Below are 24,621 nucleotides of genomic sequence, written 5' to 3'. Positions count from 1 at the left end.
CCGAAAATGATCCCGCAGATTTAACGAAGATTGATATATTTGATTGGATCAGGCAAAGGACTGATTGGTACTAATTACGGAACACTTAAAACGCGAACATGCTTGTTATTGGAATTGCCGGAGGAACCGGCTCGGGAAAAACCACCGTGGTAAAAAAAATTATTGAAAGCCTTCCGGAAGGCGATGTGGAGGTTCTGGCACAGGATGCCTACTACCGCGACAACAGTGACATTCCGCTGGAGGAGCGACAGAAAATAAATTTCGACCATCCCGATGCCATCGAGTTTGAGCTGCTCGCCGAACATATTCGGCAACTCAAAACGGGGAACACGGTTGCACAGCCCATCTATTCCTACCTCACCTGTACGCGTGCCGAGGAAACCATTCCAGTCAAACCCAAAAAGGTAATCATCGTAGAAGGAATTCTTTGTCTGGCCCCGAAAGAGCTGCGCGACTTAATGAACATCCGGATTTTTGTGGATTGCGAAGCCGACTTGCGCCTTTCACGCGTCATCCAGCGCGATATCATTGAGCGGGGAAGAAACGTGGCACAGGTACTTGAGCGTTACGAGAAAACCGTTCGCCCCAGTCACCTGCAGTTTATCGAACCCACCAAACGCTACGCCGACATCATTGTACCGCAGGGCGGGCAGAACACCGTAGCTATCGACATTATCACTCAATACATCGAAAAACATTTGAACGACAACGCCTAAAACCAACACCTATGCTCGATCACCTCAAACCTGAACACGTACTTTATCTCGACATTGAAACCGTTCCGTTGACCCAGTCGCTGGACAAAATGCCCGAACGGCTGCAAGAACAATGGACCAAAAAGGCGGCCAACATTGGTTCGGAAGATGATTCGCCGGAAGATCTGTTCCAACGCGCCGGTATTTATGCCGAATTCGGAAAAATCATCTGCATCTCGGCCGGAACCATCTACCGGAAAGGCAAACAACGGGTCTACCGCGTAAAATCGTTTTACGGTGACGATGAAAAGCAGTTACTGATTGATTTCGCCGAAATGCTGGAGAAATTTACAGCTACACCAACGCACAAGCTTTGTGCTCACAACGGACAGGAATTTGATTTTCCGTGGATTGCCCGCCGCATGCTCATTCATGGACTAAAGCTTCCGAAAATACTCGACATTGCCGGCGCCAAGCCCTGGGAAATCCGGGATACGTTAATAGACACCATGCAACTTTGGAAGTTTGGAGACTACAAGCATTACACGTCACTCAACCTGTTGTGCGCCGTTTTCGATATCCCGACTCCCAAAGATGACATTGATGGAAGTCAGGTAGCTGCAGTCTACTATGAAGAAGGTGATTTGGAACGAATTGCCCGCTATTGCGAGAAAGATACGCTGGCGGTAGCACAATTATTGCTTCGCTACAAAGGTGAATCGCTGATTGCACCAGACGCTGTGGAAATAGCTTTACCGAACTGAGAAAAATAAAAAATCCCTGAAGGTCGACACCAACAGGGATATTATTTCGTTCAAAAAACGATTTACATCTTCTTCATGCGATCCATTTCGCGTTTCGCATCTTTTCGTTTCAACGTCTCGCGTTTATCGTGCAGTTTCTTACCTTTTGCAAGGGCAATTTCCAGCTTCGCCAGACCGCGGTCGTTAATAAACAAGCGGATGGGAATAATCGTCAAACCCGACTCTTTGGTCTTCCGCTCCAGTTTACGCAACTCTTTCTTATTCAGCAACAGCTTACGCTCACGCCTCGTTTCATGATTATAGTGGGTTCCCCAGGCATATTCGGCAATATGAAGGTTCTTCACATACAACTCGCCCCTCGAAAAGTAACAATACGCGTCTGAAAGACCTGCTTTCCCCAGCCGTATCGATTTTATTTCAGTACCTAACAAAACCAGTCCTGCTACGAATTTGTCGATAAACTCGTACTCGAAACTAGCCCTGCGGTTCTTGATATTTATTTTTTGTTGTAATGCCATCGTTCTCCTTTGATAGTATAATGCAAAAATACCGCCTAATGTTTAGGCAAATGCCATCAGGAAGGTTGTCAGGAAATATCGGATGAAGGCAAAGACAAGAATCATCAACAATACCGATGTGATAAAAAATCCAATGTGTTTTTGTTCCGGTATATCTTCAAATAAAACAGGTATTCCGACATAAAAAATGTAAAAAGAATACAAACCCAGTACGCCCAGCGGATACAAGGCAGGAATCAGTCCGGTTACCATCGATATAATCAACGATGGTGCTGACGAGTATATAACCAGGTTAGCCGAACGCCGCAAATTCTTGGTACCTCCAAAACTTTTGACCAACTCGTTGACCAAATATGTACTGGCATATACCGAAAGCAAAAAGCCAAAGAACTCACGCAAGCCATCCGCCATCAACAGGTTACCGTCCAGCCCGATATTTACTTTTTGTATAATACGCCCCAGCAACGAAGCCACTGTGGACAACAAGAGCAACGGCAGCAAAAAATTCCGGACAACCAGGTTCATGGTCACATTCTCTTCGAGGATGTTTTTCCATTCGTCCTTTGGTTGCAGAATTAGCGCCTTACTACGCTCGTAAATTCCGGAAGCCAGTTTTTTAAATTCCATTAATCCTTCCTTTAATTCTACAAAAATAACTTATTTTGACATTCTCAAAATATTTCATCATTAAATCGGGCACCTCCACAATACAATGGCAGTATTAAAATACAATATGGTAACTATACTCGGAGCAACAGCTTCGGGAAAGACAGCCGTAGCAACCCATCTGGCCAAATCGCTGAATGGAGAAGTCATCTCTGCCGATTCCCGGCAGGTATACCGGGGAATGGATATTGGTACCGGGAAGGACCTTTCGGATTACATTATTGATGGAGAATTGGTGCCCTACCACCTGATTGATATTGCAGACGCCGGATACCAGTACAATGTTTTCGAATACCAGCGGGACTTTCTGGACGTCTTCGCGAAGATGCAGAAACGCGAAAAGTTTCCTGTTTTGTGCGGTGGAACCGGTTTGTACATCGAAGCCGTACTGAAAGGCTATAAGCTTATCCAGGTCCCGGTAAATGAAACTCGTCGACAAGAATTGCAGGCCATGTCTTTGGAAGAGCTGACCGAAATACTTTCCGGATACAAAGAACTGCACAACACCAGCGACATCGAGAACAAAAAACGGGCTGTCCGGGCCATCGAGATTGAGGAATATTACCAGAAACATCCCGAAATCGATTTGTCCTTCCCCGAAATCAACAGCCTGATTGTTGGCGTCAAGTTCGACCGTGACTCCAGGCGCCGCCGCATCACGCAACGATTAAAGGACCGGCTGGAAAACAGAATGATTGAGGAGGTAGAGAAACTGCTGGCCAGTGGGCTTTCGCCGGAATCGCTAACCTACTATGGTTTGGAATATAAATTCCTGACACAATATGTCACTGGCGAAATTTCGTACGACGAAATGTTTCGCAGCCTGAATACGGCCATTCATCAATTTTCGAAGCGACAAATGACCTGGTTCCGGAAGATGGAACGCGAAGGTTTCGACATCCACTGGCTCGATGGTTACACTCCCCTTCCAGAGAAAATAGAACGAATCACCCGCTGGCTGCAATCCTAACCTTACTGATTTTCACAGGAAAAATATTATTCAAAACAAAAGGCAGGTACCTTCTGTTATTTTGAATTGATTATGAATTTATCCAATTTTGCGCAAATTTATCGAACATAATTAATATGAGCATTCGCATCAAAACCCAGGAACAAATTGACGGCATACGCAAAAGCTCGAAACTGGCAGCGGAAACGCTGGAATTTATTGAACCACATGTTAAAGCAGGAGTTTCAACCGAACACCTCGATAACCTGATTCATCAGTTTATACTTGACCACGGCGCTATTCCTGCCACCTTAAATTATAACGGTTACCCGAAATCAAGCTGTATCTCACTGAATGAAGTAGTTTGCCACGGCATCCCTTCTCCTGATACGGTATTGAAAGACGGTGATATTTTGAATATCGATGTAACAACGATACTCGACGGTTACTATGGTGACACCAGCAGAATGTATACCGTAGGCGAAGTGAGGGAGAAAGCATTGAAGCTGATTGATGTAACCAAGCACTGTCTAGATTTGGGGATTCAGCAGGTTCGTCCGGGCAACTATCTTGGAAATATTGGTTATGTGATTTCCCGCTATGCAACATCGCAGGGTTTTAGCGTAGTGTACGAATTCTGTGGCCACGGTGTTGGCGTGGAGTTCCACGAAGATCCGCAGGTTGACCACTCATCGAGAAAAAACAGTGGACCGAAGCTGCGTCCGGGTATGACCTTTACCATTGAGCCCATGATTAACCTGGGACGCCCACGTGTAAAACTCGACAAACATGACGGCTGGACTGCCCGTACCATCGATGACCAGCTGTCGGCACAATTTGAACATACGATACTCGTAACCGAAACCGGTTGTGAAGTCTTGACTGATATTTCGAATGAATATCCGATTTCCTGAAAAAATTATTTTGCAAAAGAAAAAGAGGCTGTCCAAAAAGTAAAATTGGACAGCCTTTGTTTTTGTTGTCCCTTTAAGGTTTGTATCTTAAAGGTGCTAATGACAACACGATCAAACGTACGATTTAAAAGTGTTACTTCCCAACAGTCAGTACTGTTTCCGGGTAACCTAAGCGATAAAATAGCGGCTAATCACCCGGTTCGTCTGGTTAATCAGGTTGTTGACCAGTTAAACATAGACGATATTTTATCGACGTATAAAGGCGGCGGAACAAGTTCGTATCATCCTCGGGTAATGATTAAGATACTATTTTACAGTTATCTGAACAATATCTATTCCTGCCGGAAAATAGAACGGCAACTTCAGGAAAATATCCATTACATGTGGCTTTCGGGTGAAGCAACGCCTAATTTTAGGACCATTAATAACTTCCGCAGTCAGAAATTAAAAAATAAAATCCATCAGTTGTTTGCCTCCATGGTTCGGTTAATGAACGAAATGGGGTACGTTAGCCTTGATGTACAATACATCGACGGGACCAAAATCGAAGCAACCTCGAATCGCTACACTTTTGTTTGGCGTGGCTCAGTTGAAAAATACAAGGAGAAGCTTGAAGCCAAAATCGAGAAAGTACTAAAAGAGATTGAGGAAAGCATTGAAGTGGACTCTGCTGCTCCTGATGAAGATTCTCTGCCACAGACGATTGATTCCGAACTGTTGCAACAGAAGATTCGCCAGATAAATGAGCAACTCTCAAAACTAAACAGGAAACAGCAAAAACAGTTGAAACAATTGGAATCGGATGCCTTACCGAAGCTGAAAAAATACAAACAGCAACTGGAAACCCTGGGCCAAAGAAACAGCTACTCAAAAACGGATACCGATGCCACCTTCATGCGCATGAAAGAGGATCATATGAAAAACGGGCAGTTAAAGCCTGCTTACAATACTCAAATCAGCACGGAGAACCAGTTTATTACCCATTTTTCACTTCATCAGCGCGCCGGCGATACCAGCACTCTGATACCACACCTTGACCATTTTGAATCACTTTACAACAGGCGATCGTCCACGGTGGTTGCCGACTCAGGCTATGGCAGCGAAGAGAATTACCAACATCTGGAAGATCAGGGCATAAAAGCCTTTGTCAAGTACAACTACTTTCATAAAGAACAAAAAAGAAGTCAAAGGAATAATGCTTTTTTGCCAGCAAACCTGTATTACAATCAGCAAAAGGATTTTTATGTCTGCCCCATGGGACAACGCATCAGTAAGGTGGGGAGTAACAGTCGCAAAACACAGTTGGGATATGAATACCAGGTGAGTATCTACCAGGCACAAAATTGCACGGGATGCCCGCTTCGGGGGCTGTGCTATAAAGCCAGGGGGAACCGAAAGCTCGAAATCAACCACAATCTAACCCGATTACGCCGGTTGGCAAGAGAAAGGTTAACCAGCGAAGAAGGCCTTTACCACCGCAGTATGCGCCCCATCGAACCGGAAGCGGTGTTTGGGCAGCTGAAATCAAACAACAAATTTAACCGGTTTACCCTCAAAGGATTATCCAAGGTAGAAGTAGAGTTTGGGTTAATGGCCATTGGACACAACTTGAGGAAGTTAGTGGCCCTAACTATGTCCAAACATCCGAAAAATTCCGTTCCTTATACAATTATTTTCGTTTTTGAAGCAATATCCTGCACAAAAGCAGACATACAACAATGCCTACCAAAAATCAGCAAAATGTTCGGAACAATCAGGTTAGCTGCTTAAAAAATGAGGCCGCCCTTTTTGGACAGCCTCTTTTTTTATGACTTGTTTTCGATAGTCTCGAAATAACCAACTAGCCCATATATTTTTCCACGTCGTTAAATGGAATCATAGTCACTCCCAGCTTCTTCCATTTCTCGAACGGTAAAGGAATATTCGGAAGTTCCTTAATCGCATCAGAGAAAACAAATACCTCCTTGCCTCTTTCCGCCAAACCAGTCACTGCCTGGTCAACACACACATTGGTAGTCACTCCATACACAAATACACGGTCAGGTTGAATAATGTCGAGTACTTTTTCGGTGTAAGGATTTCCGGCAAACACATCGAAAGCATCTTTCCGGATCAATATATTCCTGAAACGCTCCGGATTGTCGAAACGGGAATCCAATATTAATTCCTGGTTCCAATCGATAATAATCGGCCGTTCCGGGTCGGTTTCGGGAATGTACATGGCCCCTTTACTTTCCGCCATGCAATGCGGAGGAAACGTGTTCACAAAATCCGGATGATTGGAAAGTTCAGCCGAATTAACCAGGTGATAATCGGCAGTGTTCACTACCCGTAAGTTGTGCTCGCCGGCAAACCGGGTAATTTTTTCAAGAAGCGGCCGAATCTCTTCTGCGCCCTGCACATAAAGCTTTCCATCGGGCTCCATAAAATCGACCTGCGTATCAACATTCCAGAAAATAATATTAGGACGTTCCATAACACATGCGTTTTAACAAACTCAGTAAAGTTAAAATAAACCGACCTAAAAAAAGAAAAACCCTCCGGTTTTCGGAGGGTTTAACTGTATCTTATTCGTCGTTTCGCTTCTTATACTCGGCCAATCCCTTATCCAGGAAATCAACAAAGTGGTCGGGATTCAAGTCCCGGGCCGTTGGCTGTGTCAGCATCTTTCCGTTATTATCGAGTAATACATAATAAGGCTGTGCATTCACGCCAAAATGGGAAATCTGGAAATCAGCATATTTCTTTCCCAACGTCTTTTTAATCTTGCCGTCGTAGGTCGACTTGACCCAGTCTTTTTCAGGCAATTTGGTTTTATCGTCCACATACAGGGCTATGATGACATAATCATTCTCGAGTCGCTCCAGCACGCGTGGATCCGACCAAACATTTGCTTCCATCTCACGGCAGTTGACACATCCGTGTCCGGTGAAATCTATAAATACAGGTTTATGCTGTTTTTTCGCACAAGCCATTCCCTGGTCGTAATCGAAATATCCCTGCAGGCCATGCGGCAATTCAAGGAAGTCGGAATATTTTGGTTTTTCGCACAGCGTTGACGAATCTCCGTCTTTGAAGCCGTACGTTCCACTAGTACTGTTCACCAGCTTTACTTCGTCCCTGATGATTTTATGCAAATCGAAATCGTGCGTGGCCATCGGTGGCAGGTAACCTGAAATTGCTTTCAACGGAGCCCCAAACATACCGGGAACCAGGTATACCACGAATGAAAAGGTGACAATCGACAACAATAACCGGGGCACGGTTACATGCGTCACTTCACTGTCGTGCGCAAACTTCAATTTTCCTAAAAGATAGAATCCCAACATGGCGAAAATCACAATCCAGAACGCCAGGTAAACTTCCCGGTCGAGGATTCCCCAGTGATAAGTTTGATCGGCAATACTCAGGAACTTCAGTCCAAGTGCCAGTTCCAGGAACCCTAGAACCACTTTCACCGAGTTCAGCCAGCCACCCGATTTTGGCAAATTACTCAGCCATTGCGGGAAGAAGGCAAACAACGTAAACGGCAGGGCAAAAGCCATCGCAAAACCGAACATGCCAATGACGGGTTTCAGAATCATTCCTCCGGCCGACTCAACCAAAATAGCGCCTACGATAGGACCTGTACAGGAGAAAGAAACCAACACCAATGTGAGTGCCATGAAGAATGAGCCGCCAAATCCTCCTTTATCTGCTTTCCGGTCGCTTCGGTTCACCCAACTACTGGGCAGCACGATTTCGAATGCGCCAAAGAATGAAAACGCAAAAACCAGGAAAATAGTAAAGAAGAGAATATTGGGTAACCAGTGCGTACTAAGCCAGTTGGCAAAACCCGGGCCTAACGTTACAGCTACAATGGTTCCGATCAACGTATAAATCAGGATAATGGAAAATCCGTATACCAACGCCTGCATCTTCGCCCTCACTTTCGACTCGCTGCTGTGCATAAAGAACGAGACCGTCATCGGAATCATCGGGAATACACAGGGAGTTAAAATGGCAGCCAAACCGGCAAGAAAGCTGAAAAGGAAAAACCATCCCAGTCCGTGATGCTTCGTGCCCACAGGCTCAATTGGCTCAACAGGAGTTGTCTTTTCTTCCGCAGGAGCAGCTACCGCCTCCTTCTTACCTCCGTTAAATGAAAAAGAAAAATCCTTATCGGTTGGTGGCAAACAGGTTTCGTCGTTACAACTCATAAACTCAACCGAACCCTTTATTTCCAAAGGCTTGTCGGTTAAAATCTTGACACGTTGCACAAACACAGCTTCGTGCGCATAGTACTCAAGCTCCATCTGAAAAGTCTGATCAAACTTTTTGATCATCGGACTCTTGGCTTCCAGTTTTCCATCTAATTCAAAGCCGTCGTTCGGTTTGATATTAATTGAGGTCTTAACCGGTCCGCCGGGAGGAAGGTCGGTAGAATAGAGATGCCATCCCTGGTCGATCGATGCCTTGAACGTCAAATCATACACGCTGTCGGACACCTGCTTTTGCTCATAAGTCCATTTTACCGGTTCCAGAATTTGAGAGAACGCGGGCAAAGAGCTTACTACCAGGAATAATGCAAACAGAATATATCGTTTCATCAGGTTGTAGTTCTTTTATTTATGTATTTAAATTTTTCAATAAGTTCAAAAATATAAAAAAAAAACGGCTCAATCATGTGATTAATGATCGAGCCGTTTTCAATTTTTTTATTAGAAGATAATTTCCTCTTGATTCTCATCGAGATACTTTGACTCGAGGAAATTAAGCGAGGCAACCTCGTCGATTACTACCCGCTTTCGGAATTCAAACATCCACCGGAGCCTTCGGGAAGGAAATCCCTTCGTTAAAAAGGCAGCCACAAACGGATGCAGTTGAATTGTCAATCTTTTCTTTGCCAGCTCACCGAAAATAAACTTAACCCGCTGCTCAATCTCGTCTGTAAACAGAACGGTCGGTGTTACTTTTCCGGTTCCTTTACACACCGGACACACCTCAGCAGTGTCAATATTCATTTCGGGCCGCACCCTCTGTCTGGTGATCTGCATCAGACAGAACTTGCTCAAAGGAAGGATATTGTGCTTCGTTCGGTCAGCACCCATCGCCTCCTTCATCTTATCGAAAACTTTCTGACGGTTTTCATTACTGTGCATATCGATAAAATCGATCACAATAATGCCACCCATATCGCGCAGCCTGAGTTGTCGTGCAATCTCATCAGCTGCTGCCAGGTTAACCTCCAGGGCATTTGTCTCCTGATTTCCGCTTTTCGAGCGATTCCCGCTATTGACATCAATAACATGGAATGCTTCGGTATGCTCAATAATCAGGTAGGCACCGCTCTTAAACGAAACGGTTTTACCAAAAGATGCTTTGATCTGCTTATCAATTCCAAAGTGTTCGAAAATGGGAGCCCGACCGCTGTAATGTTTTACAATCTTTTTCTTTTCCGGGGCAATCGTCCCCAGGTAATCTTTAATTTCAATGGCAGCTTCCTGGTCATTAACCATGATACTACCAAAGTCTGGCGTATACACATCGCGAATCATCGCAATGGTACGGTCGAGTTCGCCCAGAACCAACGACGGTGCATTATGCCGGCTCAGCTTAGCCATGGCATTTTCAAATTTCGCCACCAATCGCTTCAGTTCCTGGTCCAATTCTGCAACACGTTTTCCTTCAGCAGCTGTTCGAATAATTACCCCATACCGTTTGGGGCGAATGCTTTGAATTAATTTTTTCAGCCGATTTTTCTCTTCGGTCGATCTAATTTTCTGCGAAACAGAAACTTTGTCGCTGAATGGCATTAACACCATGTTACGGCCAGCGACAGAAATTTCAGAGGTTAACCGGGGGCCTTTGGTAGAGATGGGCTCTTTGGCAATCTGGACCAGAATACTCTGGCCTTGTTTCACCACCTCGGTAATTTTTCCCTCTTTGTTAATGTCCGGATCCGGATGGATTTTGGATACGGGCACGAACTTGCTTTTCTTCGAACCGGCAAGCTTCAGGAACTTGTTCAGTGTCTGGAATTGAGGTCCCAGATCCAAATAATGAAGGAACGCATCTTTTTCGTAGCCTACATCAACAAAGGCAGCATTCAAGCCGGGCATAATCTTTTTGACTTTCCCGAGGTAGATGTCTCCTACCGCGAACTTGGCGTTGCTGTCCTCGCTGTTGAGTTCAACCAGTCTTTTGTTTTCGAGTAAGGCAATTTCTACGTGTGAGGGTGATACATCAATAATTAGTTCATTACTCACGGCCTTAACTCATTTTACAAACAATAATAATTTCAAATTTAGCTTAAACACAATAAACCTAAAGCGCTTTTGCACTTTAGGTTTACCGATAGTTAAGCCATTATCGAAAGCTTATTTACTTCTTCTTTTTATGACGATTTTTCCGCAAGCGTTTTTTCCGCTTGTGGGTCGCCATCTTATGTCTTTTCCTTTTTTTACCGCTAGGCATAATTTTAGGCTTTAAAAATTATTTTACGTTATTCTTTACCTTATTCACGAACGACTTAGCAGGTTTGAAAGCCGGAATGAAGTGTTCAGGAATAATAATAGTTGTATTTTTTGAGATGTTGCGGGCAGTTTTCTCAGCGCGCTTTTTAACGATAAAGCTACCGAAGCCACGCAGATAAACATTTTTTCCATCAACCAACGAACCAGAAACGGTTTCCATGAATGCTTCAACAGTTTTCTGTACAGTAACTTTTTCGATACCAGTGTTCTTCGAAATCTCGTTTACGATATCTGCCTTTGTCATTGCTATTAATTTAATTATACACTTCTTTCTTAAAATTTTGGTGAACAAAGATAGACTTTTTCGGATGATTAAAGAAATACAAATCAATTATTTTTGTCCCATTGAAGTAAAATTTAGTTTATTTAACAATATATGAGCAAATTCGCCAAATATCTGATTGACTGGTACAAAAGCAATGGGCGTGAGCTTCCGTGGCGCGAAACGCGTGATCCGTATACGATTTGGGTCTCTGAAATTATTCTTCAACAGACAAGAATCAGCCAGGGGACGGCGTATTTTCATCGCTTTATTGAACAATATCCTGACGTTTCTAAATTAGCTTCCGCTGACGAACATGATGTATTAAAACTTTGGCAGGGACTGGGTTATTACTCCCGAGCACGCAACATGCTTGCAGCTGCCCGGCAGGTAATGAAACAGTTCAATGGTCGCTTTCCAAACACCTACAAAGAGCTATTACAATTAAAAGGAGTTGGTGAATACACCGCAGGAGCCATTGCGTCCATTGCTTTTAACCTGCCACATGCTGCAGTGGATGGTAATGTACTACGCGTTTTGTCGCGGGTTTACGCCATCGACACTCCCATCAATTCTACCAAAGGGAAAAAGCTCTTCGCCGAATTGGCAAACGATTTGGTTCCGAAAAAAGAGCCGGCCACATTCAACCAGGCCATCATGGATTTTGGAGCCATGCAATGTACTCCGCAAAAACCAGATTGTGCCAGCTGCCCACTAGCCGAAATGTGCCAGGCATATATTAATAATAGCGTGGAAGCTCATCCGGTGAAAGAAAAAAAGACCAAAATCAGAGATCGATACATGCACTATTTACTTATCAGGGATGAAAAATCGACCTGGTTGGAAAAACGAAACGAACAGGATATCTGGAAGAACATGTACCAGCTTCCGCTGATTGAGTCGTATGACGTACTATTGCCGGAACAAATTCTGCAATCGGAAGAATGGAAGAAAATTTTCAATGACGCACAAATTGAGGTTCGCTCCATTTCCGACGAGATTATTCATCTGCTAAGTCACCGAAAAATCCACGCCTTCTTTTATGAAATACAACTAATAAAAGGCAAAGTTGATTATCCGGCAAACCCCGTTTTTTTGAAAGATATTTTTAATTTTGCCGTACCGAAACTAATTGAAAATTACCTGGCTGATAGAATCCATGTAACTCAATCACAGTAAAGCTTATACGTTTCAGAGGCAGAGAATCGGTTTTTTGAAAAGAAAATCGGTTTTCGTAAATTTAATTTTATTCATTAAAATTGCTTTAAATATGTCTATCAACAAAGTTATCTTAGTCGGAAACGTCGGGAAAGACCCCGAAATCAGGCACCTGGACAACAACGTATCCGTTGCCAATTTTCCATTAGCCACCTCTGAAACCTACACCAACAAAAATGGTGAGAGAATCACAAACACAGAGTGGCATAACGTTGTAGCATGGCGAGGTCTTGCCGAGGTATGCGAAAAGTATGTACAGAAAGGAAAACAGCTGTACATCGAAGGAAAGATTCGGACGCGCTCATATGAGCAGGACGGAACGAAAAAGTACATGACGGAGATTTATGCCGATACTTTGCAAATGCTGGGCCGGAAAGATGATTTCCAGAATGACTCAGCACCTGATCGTTCTTCGGCTACCGTGAGTGAGCCAAACGGAAACAACGGCTCCTTCGACAATTCTCCGGGAGAAACTGAAGAAGACGATTTACCATTTTGATACTAAAATATTTATAGTTTGGAAACAGACGTAGTTCCTCCGTCGGGAGCCCACTGGGAAGGCATTCACTTTTATCCATTTACGATCGAGACACTGATTGGGCTCCTGGTGTTGCTTTTATTACTAATTATTTCTGCATTGATTTCAGGATCCGAAGTGGCTTTTTTCTCTCTGGGTCCCAAAGATAAACATGAGCTTGAAGAGAACAAGAGCCGTTCGAATGCTCTTGTTCTCCGCCTGCTCACTATCCCTGAACAATTGCTGGCCACTATCCTGGTAGGGAATAATTTTGTTAACATCGGAATCGTTATTTTATCGGCACACATCACCAATTTGCTGATAGATTTTTCCGCAGCTCCCACGCTGGGATTTATTTTTCAGGCCGTTGTCATCACCTTCTTATTGCTTCTCTTTGGTGAGATTATTCCCAAGGTATATGCAACACAATATCCGCGTTCGTTTGCAGTGCGGATGGCTCCCATGCTAAACGGACTGGAAAAGGTGACCCGGCCACTGAATCATATCCTGATTACCACCACAGCCTTTGTTAACAAACGGGCAACCAAACACCGGAAATACCTTTCTATCGATGAAATTTCGAAAGCTCTTGAGCTGACAGATGAAATGGAGTTTACCGAAGACAAGGAAATTCTGGAAGGGATCGTCAAGTTTGGGAACAAGAGTGTAACCGATATCATGCGCTCCCGCGTCGATTTAATCACGCTCAACATTCGCGACGACTACACCGAGGTACTGAAAGTCATAAACGATTCGGGCTACAGCCGGATTCCGGTCTATTCCGAAACATTTGACAATATCCGGGGGATCTTATACATCAAAGATTTGCTGGCTCACCTCAACAAGGGCAATACGTTCCGCTGGCAGTCGCTTTTGCGCCCGCCATTTTATGTCCCGGAGTCGAAAAAAATTGATGAGCTGCTGGAAGAATTCCAGAAGAACAAAGTTCACATGGCCATTGTCGTCGACGAATATGGAGGCACGTCGGGACTGGTGACGCTTGAAGATGTACTGGAAGAAATTGTAGGTGATATTGCCGACGAGTTTGACGAAGACGAGGAATACTATACGCGTATTGGTGAGAATGAGTATCTTTTCGATGGAAAAACGATGCTCAATGATTTCTACAAAGTATTCGATGTTCCGGAAACGATTTTCGACGAAAAAAAAGGTGACGCAGATACACTTGCCGGATTGATACTGGAACTTCAGGGAGAAATACCGGCTAAAAATGAAAAAATTGAGTGCGACGATTTTCTGTTTCAGATTGAAGAATCAGACGCACGCCGCATCAAGAGCATACGGGTATTCATCACGCGTGAAAATGAGAAGGGAGAAAATATCTGATATGGGAAGACGAATTCACAGGATGCATTTACCAATCATCATTATACTGGTGATTATGACGATGAGCATGATTTCATGCAAACACGAATACACACCAAAACCAATAGGTTATTTTCGTATCGCATTTCCGAAAAAGGCTTATCATCAGATGAATGAGAACTTGCCCTACACTTTTAAAATTCCGGATTATTCCAGCATTTCAAGAGACTCTGATTACCAGGCAAAGCCGTATTGGATTAACATCGATGTTCCGTCCAATAAAGCTTCCATCCATATCAGTTATAAAGCCGTACACGGAAATCTGGCAAAATACACCGAAGAATCGAGAATGCTGGCCTACAAGCATGCACAAAAAGCCAGTGCTATCGACGAAAAAATTTACATCAACCGGGCGAATAAAGTCTACGGAACGCTTTACAACATCAAGGGAAACGTAGCTTCGCCCATGCAATTCTACCTAACTGACAGTACACGTCACTTCATTCGCGGAGCACTATATATTCGGGAAATTCCTAATGTGGACAGCTTACAGCCTGTCATTAACTTCCTGGAACAGGATGTTGTTCAACTGGTCGAATCAACCAAATGGAAAGACGTTAAATAATGCCTCTCTTTACGAACGAAAATATCGATGATGCCTTACTTGGCCTCTGGGAAATAACCGAAACGCCGGAGGAATTAAGGCAAATTGTCACGTTAACTCCTGCAGAAGAACAGGAATTCAAATCCTTTACCAACCTGCGCAGACAGCGTGAATGGCTGGCAACCCGGGCTCTTCTTCAGCAAATGCTCGACGAGCCATTTGAAATCCGTCATCTGACCGACGGAAAACCGGTATTGGAAGACACACCATACCACATCAGCATTTCCCACTCGTCGGAATACGCTGCGGTCCTGTTGCACGAAGAAATGCAACCCGGCCTCGATATCGAGAATGTTTCACGCTCCATTGACAGAGTAGCTCCCCGCTTTCTTTCAGCTGAAGAGCTGCAAAACTGTCTGACAAATGATGGTTATTCAAACATCAAGTTATTTATGCACTGGTGTGCGAAGGAGGCCATATTCAAGATGATTCCTCACCAGGGCGTTGAATTCTCAACACAAATCCAGATTCCCGCTTTCGAAATGACCGGATCAAACGGTTCGTTTACCGGACTGTTCAAAGGCTTATTCGGCACCGATCACATCGACCTGAACTATCGCTTCGTTGAAGACAACCTAATGGTTTGGGGACTTTACGAATAATCCGGAAATAGACGAATGAAACACCCTAAATGAATTCGCTGATGCAAAATGCTTTCAGCAGATTTGCGCTATCCCAACGTCCTGATTAAGAACTGTGATTTACGACTTTTAACAGAAGCTTATCCTTCCCAACTAAACAAATGGAGGGGGATCTGTTTTATATAGGTGAGTAAATTTAGCATCTGCAAAAAAGATATAAGCAATGAATACACCCGAATCACATATTCTAGTCATATTTGGCGCATCAGGCGATTTAACCAAAAGAAAACTGATTCCAGCTATATGCAAGTTGCATAACGGTAAAAGATTGCCGGAAAAGTTTGCCATTCTGGGCGCCAGTCGTACTGAAATGACTGATGAGGAATTCCGCGAAAGCGTTACCGATTTCCTGCCGAAGGACGATGACCAGTGCAAATGCGATGAGTTCCTCGAAAAACTCTATTATCAACCACTGGGAACCGCTGATGCCGATGAGTACGGTAAACTGAAGGACCGGTTGGAAGAGCTGAAAAAAAAGCTGGATATTCCCGGCAATTATATTTTCTACCTCTCCACTCCGCCTAAGTTGTACGGAGTAATCCCGGCCAATCTGGCATCCGTCGGATTAAATCAGCAGGAAGATGGTTACACCCGGTTGATTGTGGAAAAACCTTTCGGAAATAACCTGGAAACAGCACAAAAGCTGAACAAGGAGCTCCTCAACTATTTTGACGAAAAGCAGATTTACCGTATCGACCACTATCTGGGTAAAGAAACTGTCCAGAACATGTTAGTGGCCCGCTTCTCCAACGGAATTTTCGAGCCGATTTGGAACCGGAATTTCATCGAACGCGTGGAAATTTCCTCCGCTGAAAGTCTTGGTGTGGAAGGAAGGGGCGGTTACTACGACCAATCCGGAGCCATGCGCGACATGGTGCAAAATCACCTTCTCCAATTGGTCGGAATGGTCGGAATGGAACCTCCGGTGGTGGCCGAAGCAGATGCCATTCGTAATGAGACACTAAAAGTTTTTCAGTCTCTCAGACCTGTTGAACCAGAAGAAATCCGCAACAATGTAATTCGCGGCCAATATGTGGAGTCGCGTATCAAGAATGAGCAAGTCAAAGGCTACCGAGACGAGAAGGGAGTCGATCCTGAATCGCGGACAGAGACCTTCCTGGCAATGAAATTTTACATCGACAACTGGCGCTGGGCCGGCGTTCCTTTTTATCTCCGTACCGGGAAAAAATTACCAACGCGTGTAACGGAAGTTGTCATTAAATTCCGTCCCACCCCACATCACCTTTTTCAGGAAGATGGAGTCACAGCTCATGTCACCAACCAGTTGATCATTCGCATACAGCCTGACGAAGGCATTCTGCTCAAGTTCGGATTGAAGGAACCGGGAGCCGGCTTCCGGGTACAACCGGTGAATATGGATTTCCATTACAGCGATTTATCGGATGTAGAATTGCCAACCGCTTACGAGCGTCTTTTACTCGATTGCATGATGGGTGACCAAACGCTATATCTGCGCGGCGATGCAGTAGAAGCAGCATGGAGATTTGTACAGCCCATTCTCAATGCATGGGAAGAAAATCCATCCCTTCCGATTTATGGATATCCGGCCGGTTCGTGGGGACCACAGGAAGCCGACGACCTGATTGAAGGCGAAGACACCTGGCGTTATCCATGTAAAAACCTTTCCGACGACGGAACTTATTGCGAATTGTAAAATCATCAAACAGGATCAATGGAACCTGAATTAAAAATATACGACGATGCAGCCAGCGTAACCGAAGCTTTTGCCAAAAACCTGGCTCAGTGGATTAAAGAAAGTAAAAGTCCGTTTTTTCACATTGCCCTTTCGGGCGGAAGTACGCCCAAACTGTTGTTCAAGTATTTAGCTGACAACTACAAAGATACCATCGAATGGAGCAAAGTGCATTTTTGGTGGGGCGATGAGCGGATGGTTCCGGCTGACGATGACGAAAGCAACTACAAAATGACCAACGAGTTGCTACTTTCTCAAATCAATATTCCGGAAGGAAATATTCACCGGATACGGGGAGAAGAAGACCCTCCAACCGAATCAGTCCGCTACGGCGACGAAATTGAATCGCTGGTTCCTGAAAAGGAAACCTGGCCGGCTTTCGATTTGATTATTTTGGGATTGGGTGACGACGGACACACGGCTTCCATCTTCCCGAATCAAATGGAATTGCTTCATTCGCTCGATGTTTGCGAAGTGGCGACACATCCTTCTTCGGGACAAAAAAGAATCACCTTAACAGGAAAAGTGCTGAACAGTGCTGAGAAAACTGCCTTCCTGGTGACAGGAGAGAATAAGGCAGACCGTTTGCAGGAGATATTTTCCGATTCGGACAAGGGGCGCCTGCTGCCTGCATACCACATTCATCCGGCAGGGGAACTATATTGGTTCGTCGATCAGGCGGCAGCCGGAAAACTGGAGAAATAATAAAAAATTACCCGTATACTATTGGGACAATCTTGTCCAATAAAAGTATACGGGTTTATTTTTTTTCGAGCTTATTATGCTTCCGATAAATCTTTCTGCTTTCGCTTTATTTCGTTGACGTATTCTGCAGCTGAGAGAGCTGCTATCGTTCCGTCGGCGACAGCTGTTGTCACTTGGCGGTAAGGCTTTTTAATGCTGTCGCCGGCACCAAACACCCCGGGAATATTAGTTTTCATACGGTCATCTGTCAACAGTTCGCCGTATTCATTCAGCTCAACCACATCTTTGAAGAAGGCGGTATTCGGAACGTAACCAATGAAAATAAATGTTCCTTCCACGTTGATAATCTTCTCCTCACCTGTCCGCATATTCTTCACCCTGGCCGCTTCCAGGTTTTCGTTTCCGATGAATTCCTGAATCATGGATTCCATCTCGAACTCAATTTTTTCATTTTCGCGGGCATCACGGATGGCGTGTTCAAATCCCTGGAAGTGATCGAACTGGTGAACGATGGTCACTTTCGATGCATATTTCGTCAATGAAACAGCTTCTTCCAGTGCTGAATTACCACCACCAACTACAATAATCTCCTTGTCCTGAAAGAAATCGCCATCGCAGGTGGCACAGTAGGAAATACCTCTCCCCTTGAATTCTTCCTCACCCGGAACATTCAGCATGCGTGGACGACCGCCCGGTGCCAGAATAACTGTATGGGCAGCGTATGTATCTTTTCCGTTGACTTCAACGGTTTTGGTTTCGCTCTTCAGATCGACTGCGGTGATGTGCAGGTTCGATTTTATTTTGCAGCCAAACGACTTGGCCTGCTTCTTCATTATATTTCCCAGTTGATATCCGCTGGTGGATTCAACTCCGGGATAATTGGCAATTTCGTGCGTCAGCACCAACTGCCCGCCTGGCGTACCCTCATTGAGAATAAGTGTACTGAGTTTAGCCCGCGATGTATAAATTCCGGCAGCTAAACCGGCAGCTCCTGCCCCCAGAATAATGACATCATAAATGGTATCGTCTTTCATCTGATTCCAATCTTAAAGTGTTTCCCGGTTGAACCGGAAGAAAGCTGAACCTGCTGCAAATCTACTCTGACAGCAGGCCAGCTTTGTCGTTTTATTTCGGCTCGCCAAACTGTTCGTTAAGAATAGCAGTAACCTGATCCATGGACTGAATGCTGCTGGTAGCTTTTACGAGTTTACCGTTTTTGTAATATACAGTGAACGGAAGTCCCATAAAACCGCGGCATTCGGGAGCATTACGAATGACAGCTGATTCAGGATTATCAAATTCCATATCAGCAAAAGTTACATGAGTATAGTCATCTTCCAGCTCTTCCATAATTCCGTATACCGGAACACACATGGGGCCCATACGACCACAGCAAATCATTACATTATCATTCTCTTCGATGAACTTCTGATGCTCATCGGCGGTCATAATGTGCTTCAAGTTGGTTTGTAACATGATTTCAACTAATTAATGAGTAAACAATATTTTTAAATATCTTGATACCTCGATATCAAATGGCATACCAAACCACTACCTCACAGACGAACACAACACATAAGAAACTCACTTCAAGAAAATTAACAAAGTCAATCTACGATCGCCACATTGTCCTGACACAACAAAATACTGTCAAATCGTCACTTTTATTGCCAATAGCAAACATTTCTATTGAAAAATAAAAAAGCCACCCATAGAAGGATGGCCTTTCAAATCAAAAACCAATTATATAATAACGAAAATCTTATTCTTCCCAGACAATCAGCTGGTCTCCCTCCAGTCTATAATTCTCATTTGCAATACTTTCCGGCAAACCGGATTCATTGCCAGCTTCAATCAAGGCCTTGAATTTGGGCGGCATAACACCGGAATTCCACCTCAAAACCAACATAGTTTTGTCCTGAACCGGCAACATCCACAGTTGATAATCATCCCAATCGGATAAAAAGTCAGACCAGGAGGAATAACCGTTTTGTACGCCAAGACGCCCCATCATCAATTTCAGTTTCATCCGGTTGTCAGCTGACAGATTTTTCTTTATCTCATTTGGAAAAGTAACTTCCGGTTGTCCTTTCAGCTTTTGCTCAAACACCTGCCCTATCTGCAATGACGTTTCAATGGCTTTGGAACTTCCCACCTGATTGATAATATTGATGTAATACCTTCCTGCAACGATTTGATATTGATAAGCATTCAGGCAATCGTTCGAAACCAGCGTGTCACTTCCCAATTTGCAGCGAAAACGGTTGACTGAATAGATGCCAAAAGCCGACAGTGGATTATTCATCTCAAAAATGTCAACCTGAAAAGTGACATCGTTACATGTCACCGTTTGTGAAGTGAGCTTCTGAAAGCCATATTCGAGATAGAGATCGGCGCCGCCATCCATGTATCCCCACAGGGAACCACCGTCGTATATTTTGGTCTCGGTTACTTTTAAACCGGGAAACTCATCATCATTCAACGCCACCTTATCGGCTGCAAGCGCCTGCGATATCATGACAAACAGAAAGAAAACCAGGTAATAGATACTCTTGAACATTATGCTTTTATTTCGATATTTTCCAATGTTATTTTCGATGGATTCGCTTCTCCCAAACCGTAACCGGAAGCCAGTTCCATGAACTTTGTTCCGTTAGGAGATTCTTTTTTCTGAACGCCTTCTTCCATTCTTTTCTTCAAAACCACGTCGTAAGCAATGCGGTCAACGGCCACCGGGTCGCTGCCAAGCAGAATCGTTTTGTAGTTGGTCAGAAACTGCGGGTTAGCAGCGGGTCCACCGTCGAAACAACCTTTCAGACCATCCACAATGTTCAGCACCACTTTATCTCGCAAAGGCGGAAATGCACAAACCTGTGCTGTAGTCTCCGACCAAAGCTGCTTGTGCAACCTTCCGGTATTGCTGATACTTCCGTAGGCCAGATTTTTCATGCAACAGGTGACTGTCGTTCCGGCATTTTTCAAAATCGGGATGTTGATGATTTTGTCCACCTCCTGGGTAATAATTTTTGTGAAGTACGATTCCTTTCCTCCATTTACCATGTAAGGCAAGGTGTACTCGTCGTACTCGCCATTGACATCAGCCCAGTAGTACCAGTCTTTGTCGATATTCTTTTCTCCGTAAAGGATACCGTCCTTGTCGAAAAATCCCCCGTCTTTATCTTGCTGTTCCGTCCCACGAATATTAATCCCCGGATAATTCTCTTCCGTAAAACCCGTCTCGTGCAACTGCATTTCTCTTCTGTCCCAAATGACAATGTCCGACCGCGAGATGCCTGATTCTTCCAACTGCTTCACCACTGCCTGAACAACCGCATGACTAGTCGTCAGCAATTTCCCGGCAACGGGATTCACTTTTAAACCAATCTTCTCTCCCGGTTTCACAAATTTCCGCCAGGCTTTGTGCAGTTTCTTTTCTCCTGTCAGTTTGAGGAGTCCGTCTGCAATCATGCGATATGCTTCCGATTCAACTGGTTGATTATCGACCACACTATTCGGATGAACCACTTTCACAACCCGAGCCGGATATTTTCCCGGCATGGAATTTTTATTGCGCGAATATTCCAGCGCCTTATTGATATTGGTTTCTGGTTTTTCGTTTTCGGCGGAAGCCATGACACTTTTCGTTATCCCGGCCATCAAAACCGAGCCGGCACCTCCGGCTGACAGCAGCCTGAAGAAGCTTCGACGTGAAAAGGACGATTTCTGTTTCATAAGTCAATTGGTTTTTCATGTTAGTATGAATGGATACCAAAATGTTACATTCAGAAACCAGAGATTTATCTTTTCATATTTCAGAAAATAAGGATAAACTTGTGGTATCAACAAAAGTGTCCGTCTGACACGTGAAATTCATTTAACGATGGTGGAATATTATTCCCAACAAACACCTTTCTTGTTAGCCCTCGACGTTATTATTTTCGGATTCGACGAAGAAGGATTGAAGCTACTGCTCATCAAACGAGGCTTTAAGCCCTGCGAAGGACAATGGTCGCTGATGGGCGGTTTCCTGAAAGAAGATGAAGATATGGAACAGGCTGCCGACCGGGTTTTGCATCAGCTGACCGGGCTGAGCGATTTGTATCTGGAACAGCTTCGTCTCTACAGCAAACCAAAACGAGATTCTGTAGGACGCGTCATTTCGATGGCATACTACGCGTTGATGAAAACCGACCACCAAGATTCGGAACAGTTAGAAAAACACAATGCGCAGTGGTTTAAAATAGACGAAATTCCTGAATTGGTTTTCGATCACCGGGAAATGGTCAACCACGCGCTGGCGCGATTACGCAGGAGATGCAAGACGCAGCCTATTGGTTTCGAGCTTTTGCCTGACAAGTTTACCATTCCGCAACTGCAGAAATTATACGAAGCGATTTTAGGTGTTGAGCTGGACAAACGAAACTTCCGGAAGAAAATATTGTCGATGGACCTCCTTCAGAAACTGGAGGAAAAGGATAAAAGCAGTTCCCGCAAAGGCGCCTTCTTATACCAGTTCGATAAAGAAAAATACGATCGGCTAATCGGCGAAGGATTCAGCTTTGCTGTGTAACTACCATAAAAAGCTAAGCGGGGCACGCATCTTTCAACGTGCCCCGCTCATTTTCATCCAGGATACGGGATTAATTTAACACACTAAATCCTACCTCAGAAATCTTTTCCTCATTTCGGTTGCGGTAAAGTCAGACTTCCTGGCAATTCTCAATATACCAGGAAACCGGATGTTCTCTACCGGAAATCAACTCTTCGAGCAATTTGTGATCATCCCATTTACTGTGATAACTGCAAGTTTGATCAAGCGCCCTGGAGAGCAAAAGCCACTCCTGAACGACAGCCATCGTCAGCCGGCCTTCGAATTCCTTCAAAATAGACAGGCAACGAGGATTAATCAGATCAACTTTAGGCTCTTCCCGTTTGAGCGATTCACGCGTAGTAAAAAGATGATCTTCAACTTTGATGAATTCATTTTCATCCAGCGTTACACTGAAATTGAATGTTACTGTACTCATGTTGGCACCTCCTGATAGATTAATTCCACATATCAGTAATTTAATACATTAGTGGGAATAATTGAAGCAAAAATGCTCCTGAACAGTAGGTTATTAAACATATCTTTCTCGTTGTAAAGAAAGAAGGTCAGTAAAACTGAATCGTCCGGCTTATATAGAATGCAACCAAATAAGAAAGCCGGATACAAATGTACCCGGCTCTTTTCTATAATGATTGACTTGAATGCTAAACGTTAAAGCGGAAATGCATGATATCTCCGTCCTGTACAACATACTCCTTCCCTTCGACCGAAATCTTTCCTGCGTCACGGCAAGCGGCTTCCGATCCTAGAGTCACGTAATCATCGTACTTAATTACCTCGGCACGGATAAATCCTTTTTCGAAATCGGTGTGAATAATGCCGGCTGCACCCGGAGCTTTGGTTCCTTTCTTAAAGGTCCAGGCTCTCGATTCGTCCGCACCGGTCGTGAAGTAGGTTTCCAGATTCAACAACTGGTATGCCGAATGAATCAGTTTGTTCACACCCGGTTCATCCAGTCCCAAATCTTCCAGGAAAAGTTGTTTCTCTTCGTAAGTTTCCAGCTCTGCAATATCGGCTTCGGTAGCCGCAGCGATAATCAGCATTTCAGCATTTTCACCAGCAATATTTTCTTTTACCTTTTCGGTGAAAGCGTTGCCTGAAGCTGCTGATGCTTCATCGACATTGCAAACATACAACACCGGTTTATCCGTAAGAAGGAAGAAATCGTGTATCAACTCTTTCTCATCCTCGGTCAGGTCAACCGCGCGCACCGACGTTCCAGACTCCAGGGCAGCTTTCAGCTTCTCGGCTACAGCCAAAGCCTTCATCGCTGCTTTGTCCATACCAACGCGCGCCTGCTTCTGCAAACGGGCAATCCGGTTCTCCACGGTTTCCAAATCCTTCAGCTGAAGCTCGGTGTCAATTACCTCCTTATCGCGAACCGGGTCAATTGTTCCGTCGACGTGGGTAATATTTTCGTTTTCGAAACAGCGCAAAACGTGAATAATGGCATCCACCTCGCGAATGTTGGCCAGAAACTGGTTACCCAATCCTTCACCCTTGCTCGCGCCCTTCACCAAACCAGCTATGTCAACAATTTCAACGGTAGTAGGAACAACCCGTTTCGGTTTGTCAATCTTCTCCAGCTCAATCAACCGCCTATCGGGAACAGTAATTACGCCCACGTTGGGTTCAATGGTACAGAACGGAAAATTAGCCGACTGCGCCCGGGCATTCGATAAACAGTTAAACAAGGTTGATTTTCCAACGTTGGGCAGGCCAACGATTCCACATTGCAATGCCATCTTATTCTCCTTACGTTTAAAATTTTCGGTGGGCAAAGTTACTATTTTCTGCGAGAAGAAAATGATCATTCTTCACTGGTTCAGCGACTATTTCATCGGGATAATCATCAGGCCAGTTTTCGTTCTGTTTTCCTGAATAACAGGCATAAACCTATTTAACAACATCATTTAAAAGGAAATTCGTGGGATTTTAATCAGG

Annotated in this window: 24 protein-coding genes and 1 pseudogene; 13 read left to right on the top strand and 12 right to left on the bottom strand. The window is 44.3% G+C overall.

Translation table 11 applies throughout. The features are described 5' to 3' along the window. The first annotated feature begins 98 nt into the window (after nucleotides 1–98). Nucleotides 99–716: a uridine kinase gene (gene udk, locus AC060N_RS04250; RefSeq protein WP_106542399.1), complete on the top strand. Its 618-nt coding sequence runs from the start codon at nucleotides 99–101 to the stop codon at nucleotides 714–716. A gap of 11 nt (nucleotides 717–727) precedes the next feature. Then, on the top strand, nucleotides 728–1,459 hold the full coding sequence (locus AC060N_RS04245) for a 3'-5' exonuclease (protein ID WP_479526010.1): 732 nt from the start codon (nucleotides 728–730) through the stop codon (nucleotides 1,457–1,459). Between the two features lie 62 nt (nucleotides 1,460–1,521). On the opposite strand, the gene smpB is transcribed toward AC060N_RS04245, so the two are convergent. Continuing rightward, nucleotides 1,522–1,977, bottom strand: a complete 456-nt coding sequence (smpB, locus tag AC060N_RS04240; protein WP_153637855.1) for an SsrA-binding protein SmpB — start codon at nucleotides 1,975–1,977, stop codon at nucleotides 1,522–1,524. A gap of 42 nt (nucleotides 1,978–2,019) precedes the next feature. Further along, nucleotides 2,020–2,604 carry a Yip1 family protein gene (locus tag AC060N_RS04235; protein WP_479526009.1) on the bottom strand — a complete coding sequence of 195 codons (585 nt, stop codon included), beginning with the start codon at nucleotides 2,602–2,604 and terminating at the stop codon, nucleotides 2,020–2,022. Between the two features lie 106 nt (nucleotides 2,605–2,710). On the opposite strand from AC060N_RS04235, the gene miaA reads away from it, so the two are divergent. The 3 genes and pseudogenes from miaA to AC060N_RS04220 all read left to right on the top strand — a co-directional run. Beyond that, a complete protein-coding gene (miaA, locus tag AC060N_RS04230; RefSeq protein WP_479526008.1) occupies nucleotides 2,711–3,613 on the top strand; it encodes a tRNA (adenosine(37)-N6)-dimethylallyltransferase MiaA in 903 nt (300 codons plus the stop codon). Between the two features lie 116 nt (nucleotides 3,614–3,729). After that, nucleotides 3,730–4,506 carry a type I methionyl aminopeptidase gene (map, locus tag AC060N_RS04225; RefSeq protein WP_479526007.1) on the top strand — a complete coding sequence of 259 codons (777 nt, stop codon included), beginning with the start codon at nucleotides 3,730–3,732 and terminating at the stop codon, nucleotides 4,504–4,506. Between the two features lie 99 nt (nucleotides 4,507–4,605). Next, nucleotides 4,606–6,126, top strand: a pseudogene (locus AC060N_RS04220) (IS1182 family transposase); the annotation flags it as partial. A gap of 220 nt (nucleotides 6,127–6,346) precedes the next feature. On the opposite strand, the gene AC060N_RS04215 reads toward AC060N_RS04220, so the two are convergent. The 4 genes from AC060N_RS04215 to AC060N_RS04200 form a co-directional block, all read right to left on the bottom strand. Beyond that, nucleotides 6,347–6,982, bottom strand: a complete 636-nt coding sequence (locus AC060N_RS04215; RefSeq protein ID WP_479526006.1) for a cysteine hydrolase family protein — start codon at nucleotides 6,980–6,982, stop codon at nucleotides 6,347–6,349. Between the two features lie 91 nt (nucleotides 6,983–7,073). Then, on the bottom strand, nucleotides 7,074–9,095 hold the full coding sequence (locus AC060N_RS04210; RefSeq protein ID WP_479526005.1) for a protein-disulfide reductase DsbD family protein: 2,022 nt from the start codon (nucleotides 9,093–9,095) through the stop codon (nucleotides 7,074–7,076). Nucleotides 9,096–9,206: 111 nt separating this feature from the next. Beyond that, nucleotides 9,207–10,754: an Rne/Rng family ribonuclease gene (locus AC060N_RS04205; RefSeq protein ID WP_463230947.1), complete on the bottom strand. Its 1,548-nt coding sequence runs from the start codon at nucleotides 10,752–10,754 to the stop codon at nucleotides 9,207–9,209. Between the two features lie 226 nt (nucleotides 10,755–10,980). Next, nucleotides 10,981–11,265 carry an HU family DNA-binding protein gene (locus AC060N_RS04200; protein ID WP_025864131.1) on the bottom strand — a complete coding sequence of 95 codons (285 nt, stop codon included), beginning with the start codon at nucleotides 11,263–11,265 and terminating at the stop codon, nucleotides 10,981–10,983. A gap of 132 nt (nucleotides 11,266–11,397) precedes the next feature. Here AC060N_RS04200 and mutY point away from each other — a divergent pair, with 132 nt between their 5' ends. From mutY to pgl, 7 genes are all read left to right on the top strand, one after another. Beyond that, entirely contained in the window at nucleotides 11,398–12,462 is a 1,065-nt protein-coding gene (gene mutY / locus AC060N_RS04195; RefSeq protein WP_479526004.1) for an A/G-specific adenine glycosylase, read from the top strand. A 91-nt stretch (nucleotides 12,463–12,553) separates the two neighbouring features. Next, on the top strand, nucleotides 12,554–13,000 hold the full coding sequence (locus AC060N_RS04190; protein WP_479526003.1) for a single-stranded DNA-binding protein: 447 nt from the start codon (nucleotides 12,554–12,556) through the stop codon (nucleotides 12,998–13,000). Between the two features lie 18 nt (nucleotides 13,001–13,018). After that, a complete protein-coding gene (gene gldE / locus AC060N_RS04185) occupies nucleotides 13,019–14,365 on the top strand; it encodes a gliding motility-associated protein GldE (protein WP_479526002.1) in 1,347 nt (448 codons plus the stop codon). Between the two features lies 1 nt (nucleotide 14,366). Further along, nucleotides 14,367–14,969 (top strand): gliding motility lipoprotein GldD, encoded by a 603-nt coding sequence (gene gldD / locus AC060N_RS04180; RefSeq protein ID WP_463230665.1) that lies wholly within the window; start codon nucleotides 14,367–14,369, stop codon nucleotides 14,967–14,969. Further along, nucleotides 14,969–15,610 carry a 4'-phosphopantetheinyl transferase family protein gene (locus tag AC060N_RS04175; protein WP_106542411.1) on the top strand — a complete coding sequence of 214 codons (642 nt, stop codon included), beginning with the start codon at nucleotides 14,969–14,971 and terminating at the stop codon, nucleotides 15,608–15,610. The genes gldD and AC060N_RS04175 overlap by 1 nt, the downstream gene beginning before the upstream one ends. A gap of 202 nt (nucleotides 15,611–15,812) precedes the next feature. Then, nucleotides 15,813–17,324 carry a glucose-6-phosphate dehydrogenase gene (gene zwf, locus AC060N_RS04170; RefSeq protein ID WP_479526001.1) on the top strand — a complete coding sequence of 504 codons (1,512 nt, stop codon included), beginning with the start codon at nucleotides 15,813–15,815 and terminating at the stop codon, nucleotides 17,322–17,324. Between the two features lie 18 nt (nucleotides 17,325–17,342). Beyond that, nucleotides 17,343–18,068: a 6-phosphogluconolactonase gene (pgl, locus tag AC060N_RS04165; RefSeq protein ID WP_479526000.1), complete on the top strand. Its 726-nt coding sequence runs from the start codon at nucleotides 17,343–17,345 to the stop codon at nucleotides 18,066–18,068. A 74-nt stretch (nucleotides 18,069–18,142) separates the two neighbouring features. Here pgl and trxB read toward each other — a convergent pair whose 3' ends face one another. From trxB to AC060N_RS04145, 4 genes are all read right to left on the bottom strand, one after another. After that, nucleotides 18,143–19,102 (bottom strand): thioredoxin-disulfide reductase, encoded by a 960-nt coding sequence (gene trxB, locus AC060N_RS04160; protein WP_463230662.1) that lies wholly within the window; start codon nucleotides 19,100–19,102, stop codon nucleotides 18,143–18,145. Nucleotides 19,103–19,193: 91 nt separating this feature from the next. Further along, complete coding sequence (locus tag AC060N_RS04155) at nucleotides 19,194–19,544, bottom strand: YbbN family protein (protein WP_106542415.1); 351 nt, start codon at nucleotides 19,542–19,544, stop codon at nucleotides 19,194–19,196. Between the two features lie 286 nt (nucleotides 19,545–19,830). Beyond that, the gene (locus tag AC060N_RS04150; RefSeq protein WP_479525999.1) at nucleotides 19,831–20,628 is read right to left on the bottom strand and encodes a DUF6599 family protein; all 798 of its coding nucleotides are present in this window, start codon (nucleotides 20,626–20,628) and stop codon (nucleotides 19,831–19,833) included. Then, complete coding sequence (locus AC060N_RS04145; RefSeq protein WP_479525998.1) at nucleotides 20,628–21,800, bottom strand: DUF362 domain-containing protein; 1,173 nt, start codon at nucleotides 21,798–21,800, stop codon at nucleotides 20,628–20,630. The genes AC060N_RS04150 and AC060N_RS04145 overlap by 1 nt, the downstream gene beginning before the upstream one ends. A gap of 148 nt (nucleotides 21,801–21,948) precedes the next feature. On the opposite strand from AC060N_RS04145, the gene AC060N_RS04140 reads away from it, so the two are divergent. After that, on the top strand, nucleotides 21,949–22,638 hold the full coding sequence (locus AC060N_RS04140; RefSeq protein ID WP_479525997.1) for an NUDIX hydrolase: 690 nt from the start codon (nucleotides 21,949–21,951) through the stop codon (nucleotides 22,636–22,638). A 130-nt stretch (nucleotides 22,639–22,768) separates the two neighbouring features. On the opposite strand, the gene AC060N_RS04135 is transcribed toward AC060N_RS04140, so the two are convergent. Beyond that, entirely contained in the window at nucleotides 22,769–23,095 is a 327-nt protein-coding gene (locus AC060N_RS04135; RefSeq protein ID WP_153637839.1) for a hypothetical protein, read from the bottom strand. A 226-nt stretch (nucleotides 23,096–23,321) separates the two neighbouring features. After that, nucleotides 23,322–24,491: a redox-regulated ATPase YchF gene (gene ychF / locus AC060N_RS04130; protein ID WP_479525996.1), complete on the bottom strand. Its 1,170-nt coding sequence runs from the start codon at nucleotides 24,489–24,491 to the stop codon at nucleotides 23,322–23,324. Nucleotides 24,492–24,621 lie beyond the last annotated feature (130 nt).

This window comes from Prolixibacter sp. DSM 2831 (assembly GCF_056493735.1).
The sequence above is the reverse complement of the archived record's forward strand: the minus strand, read 5'-3'. Positions and strand labels throughout refer to the sequence as shown.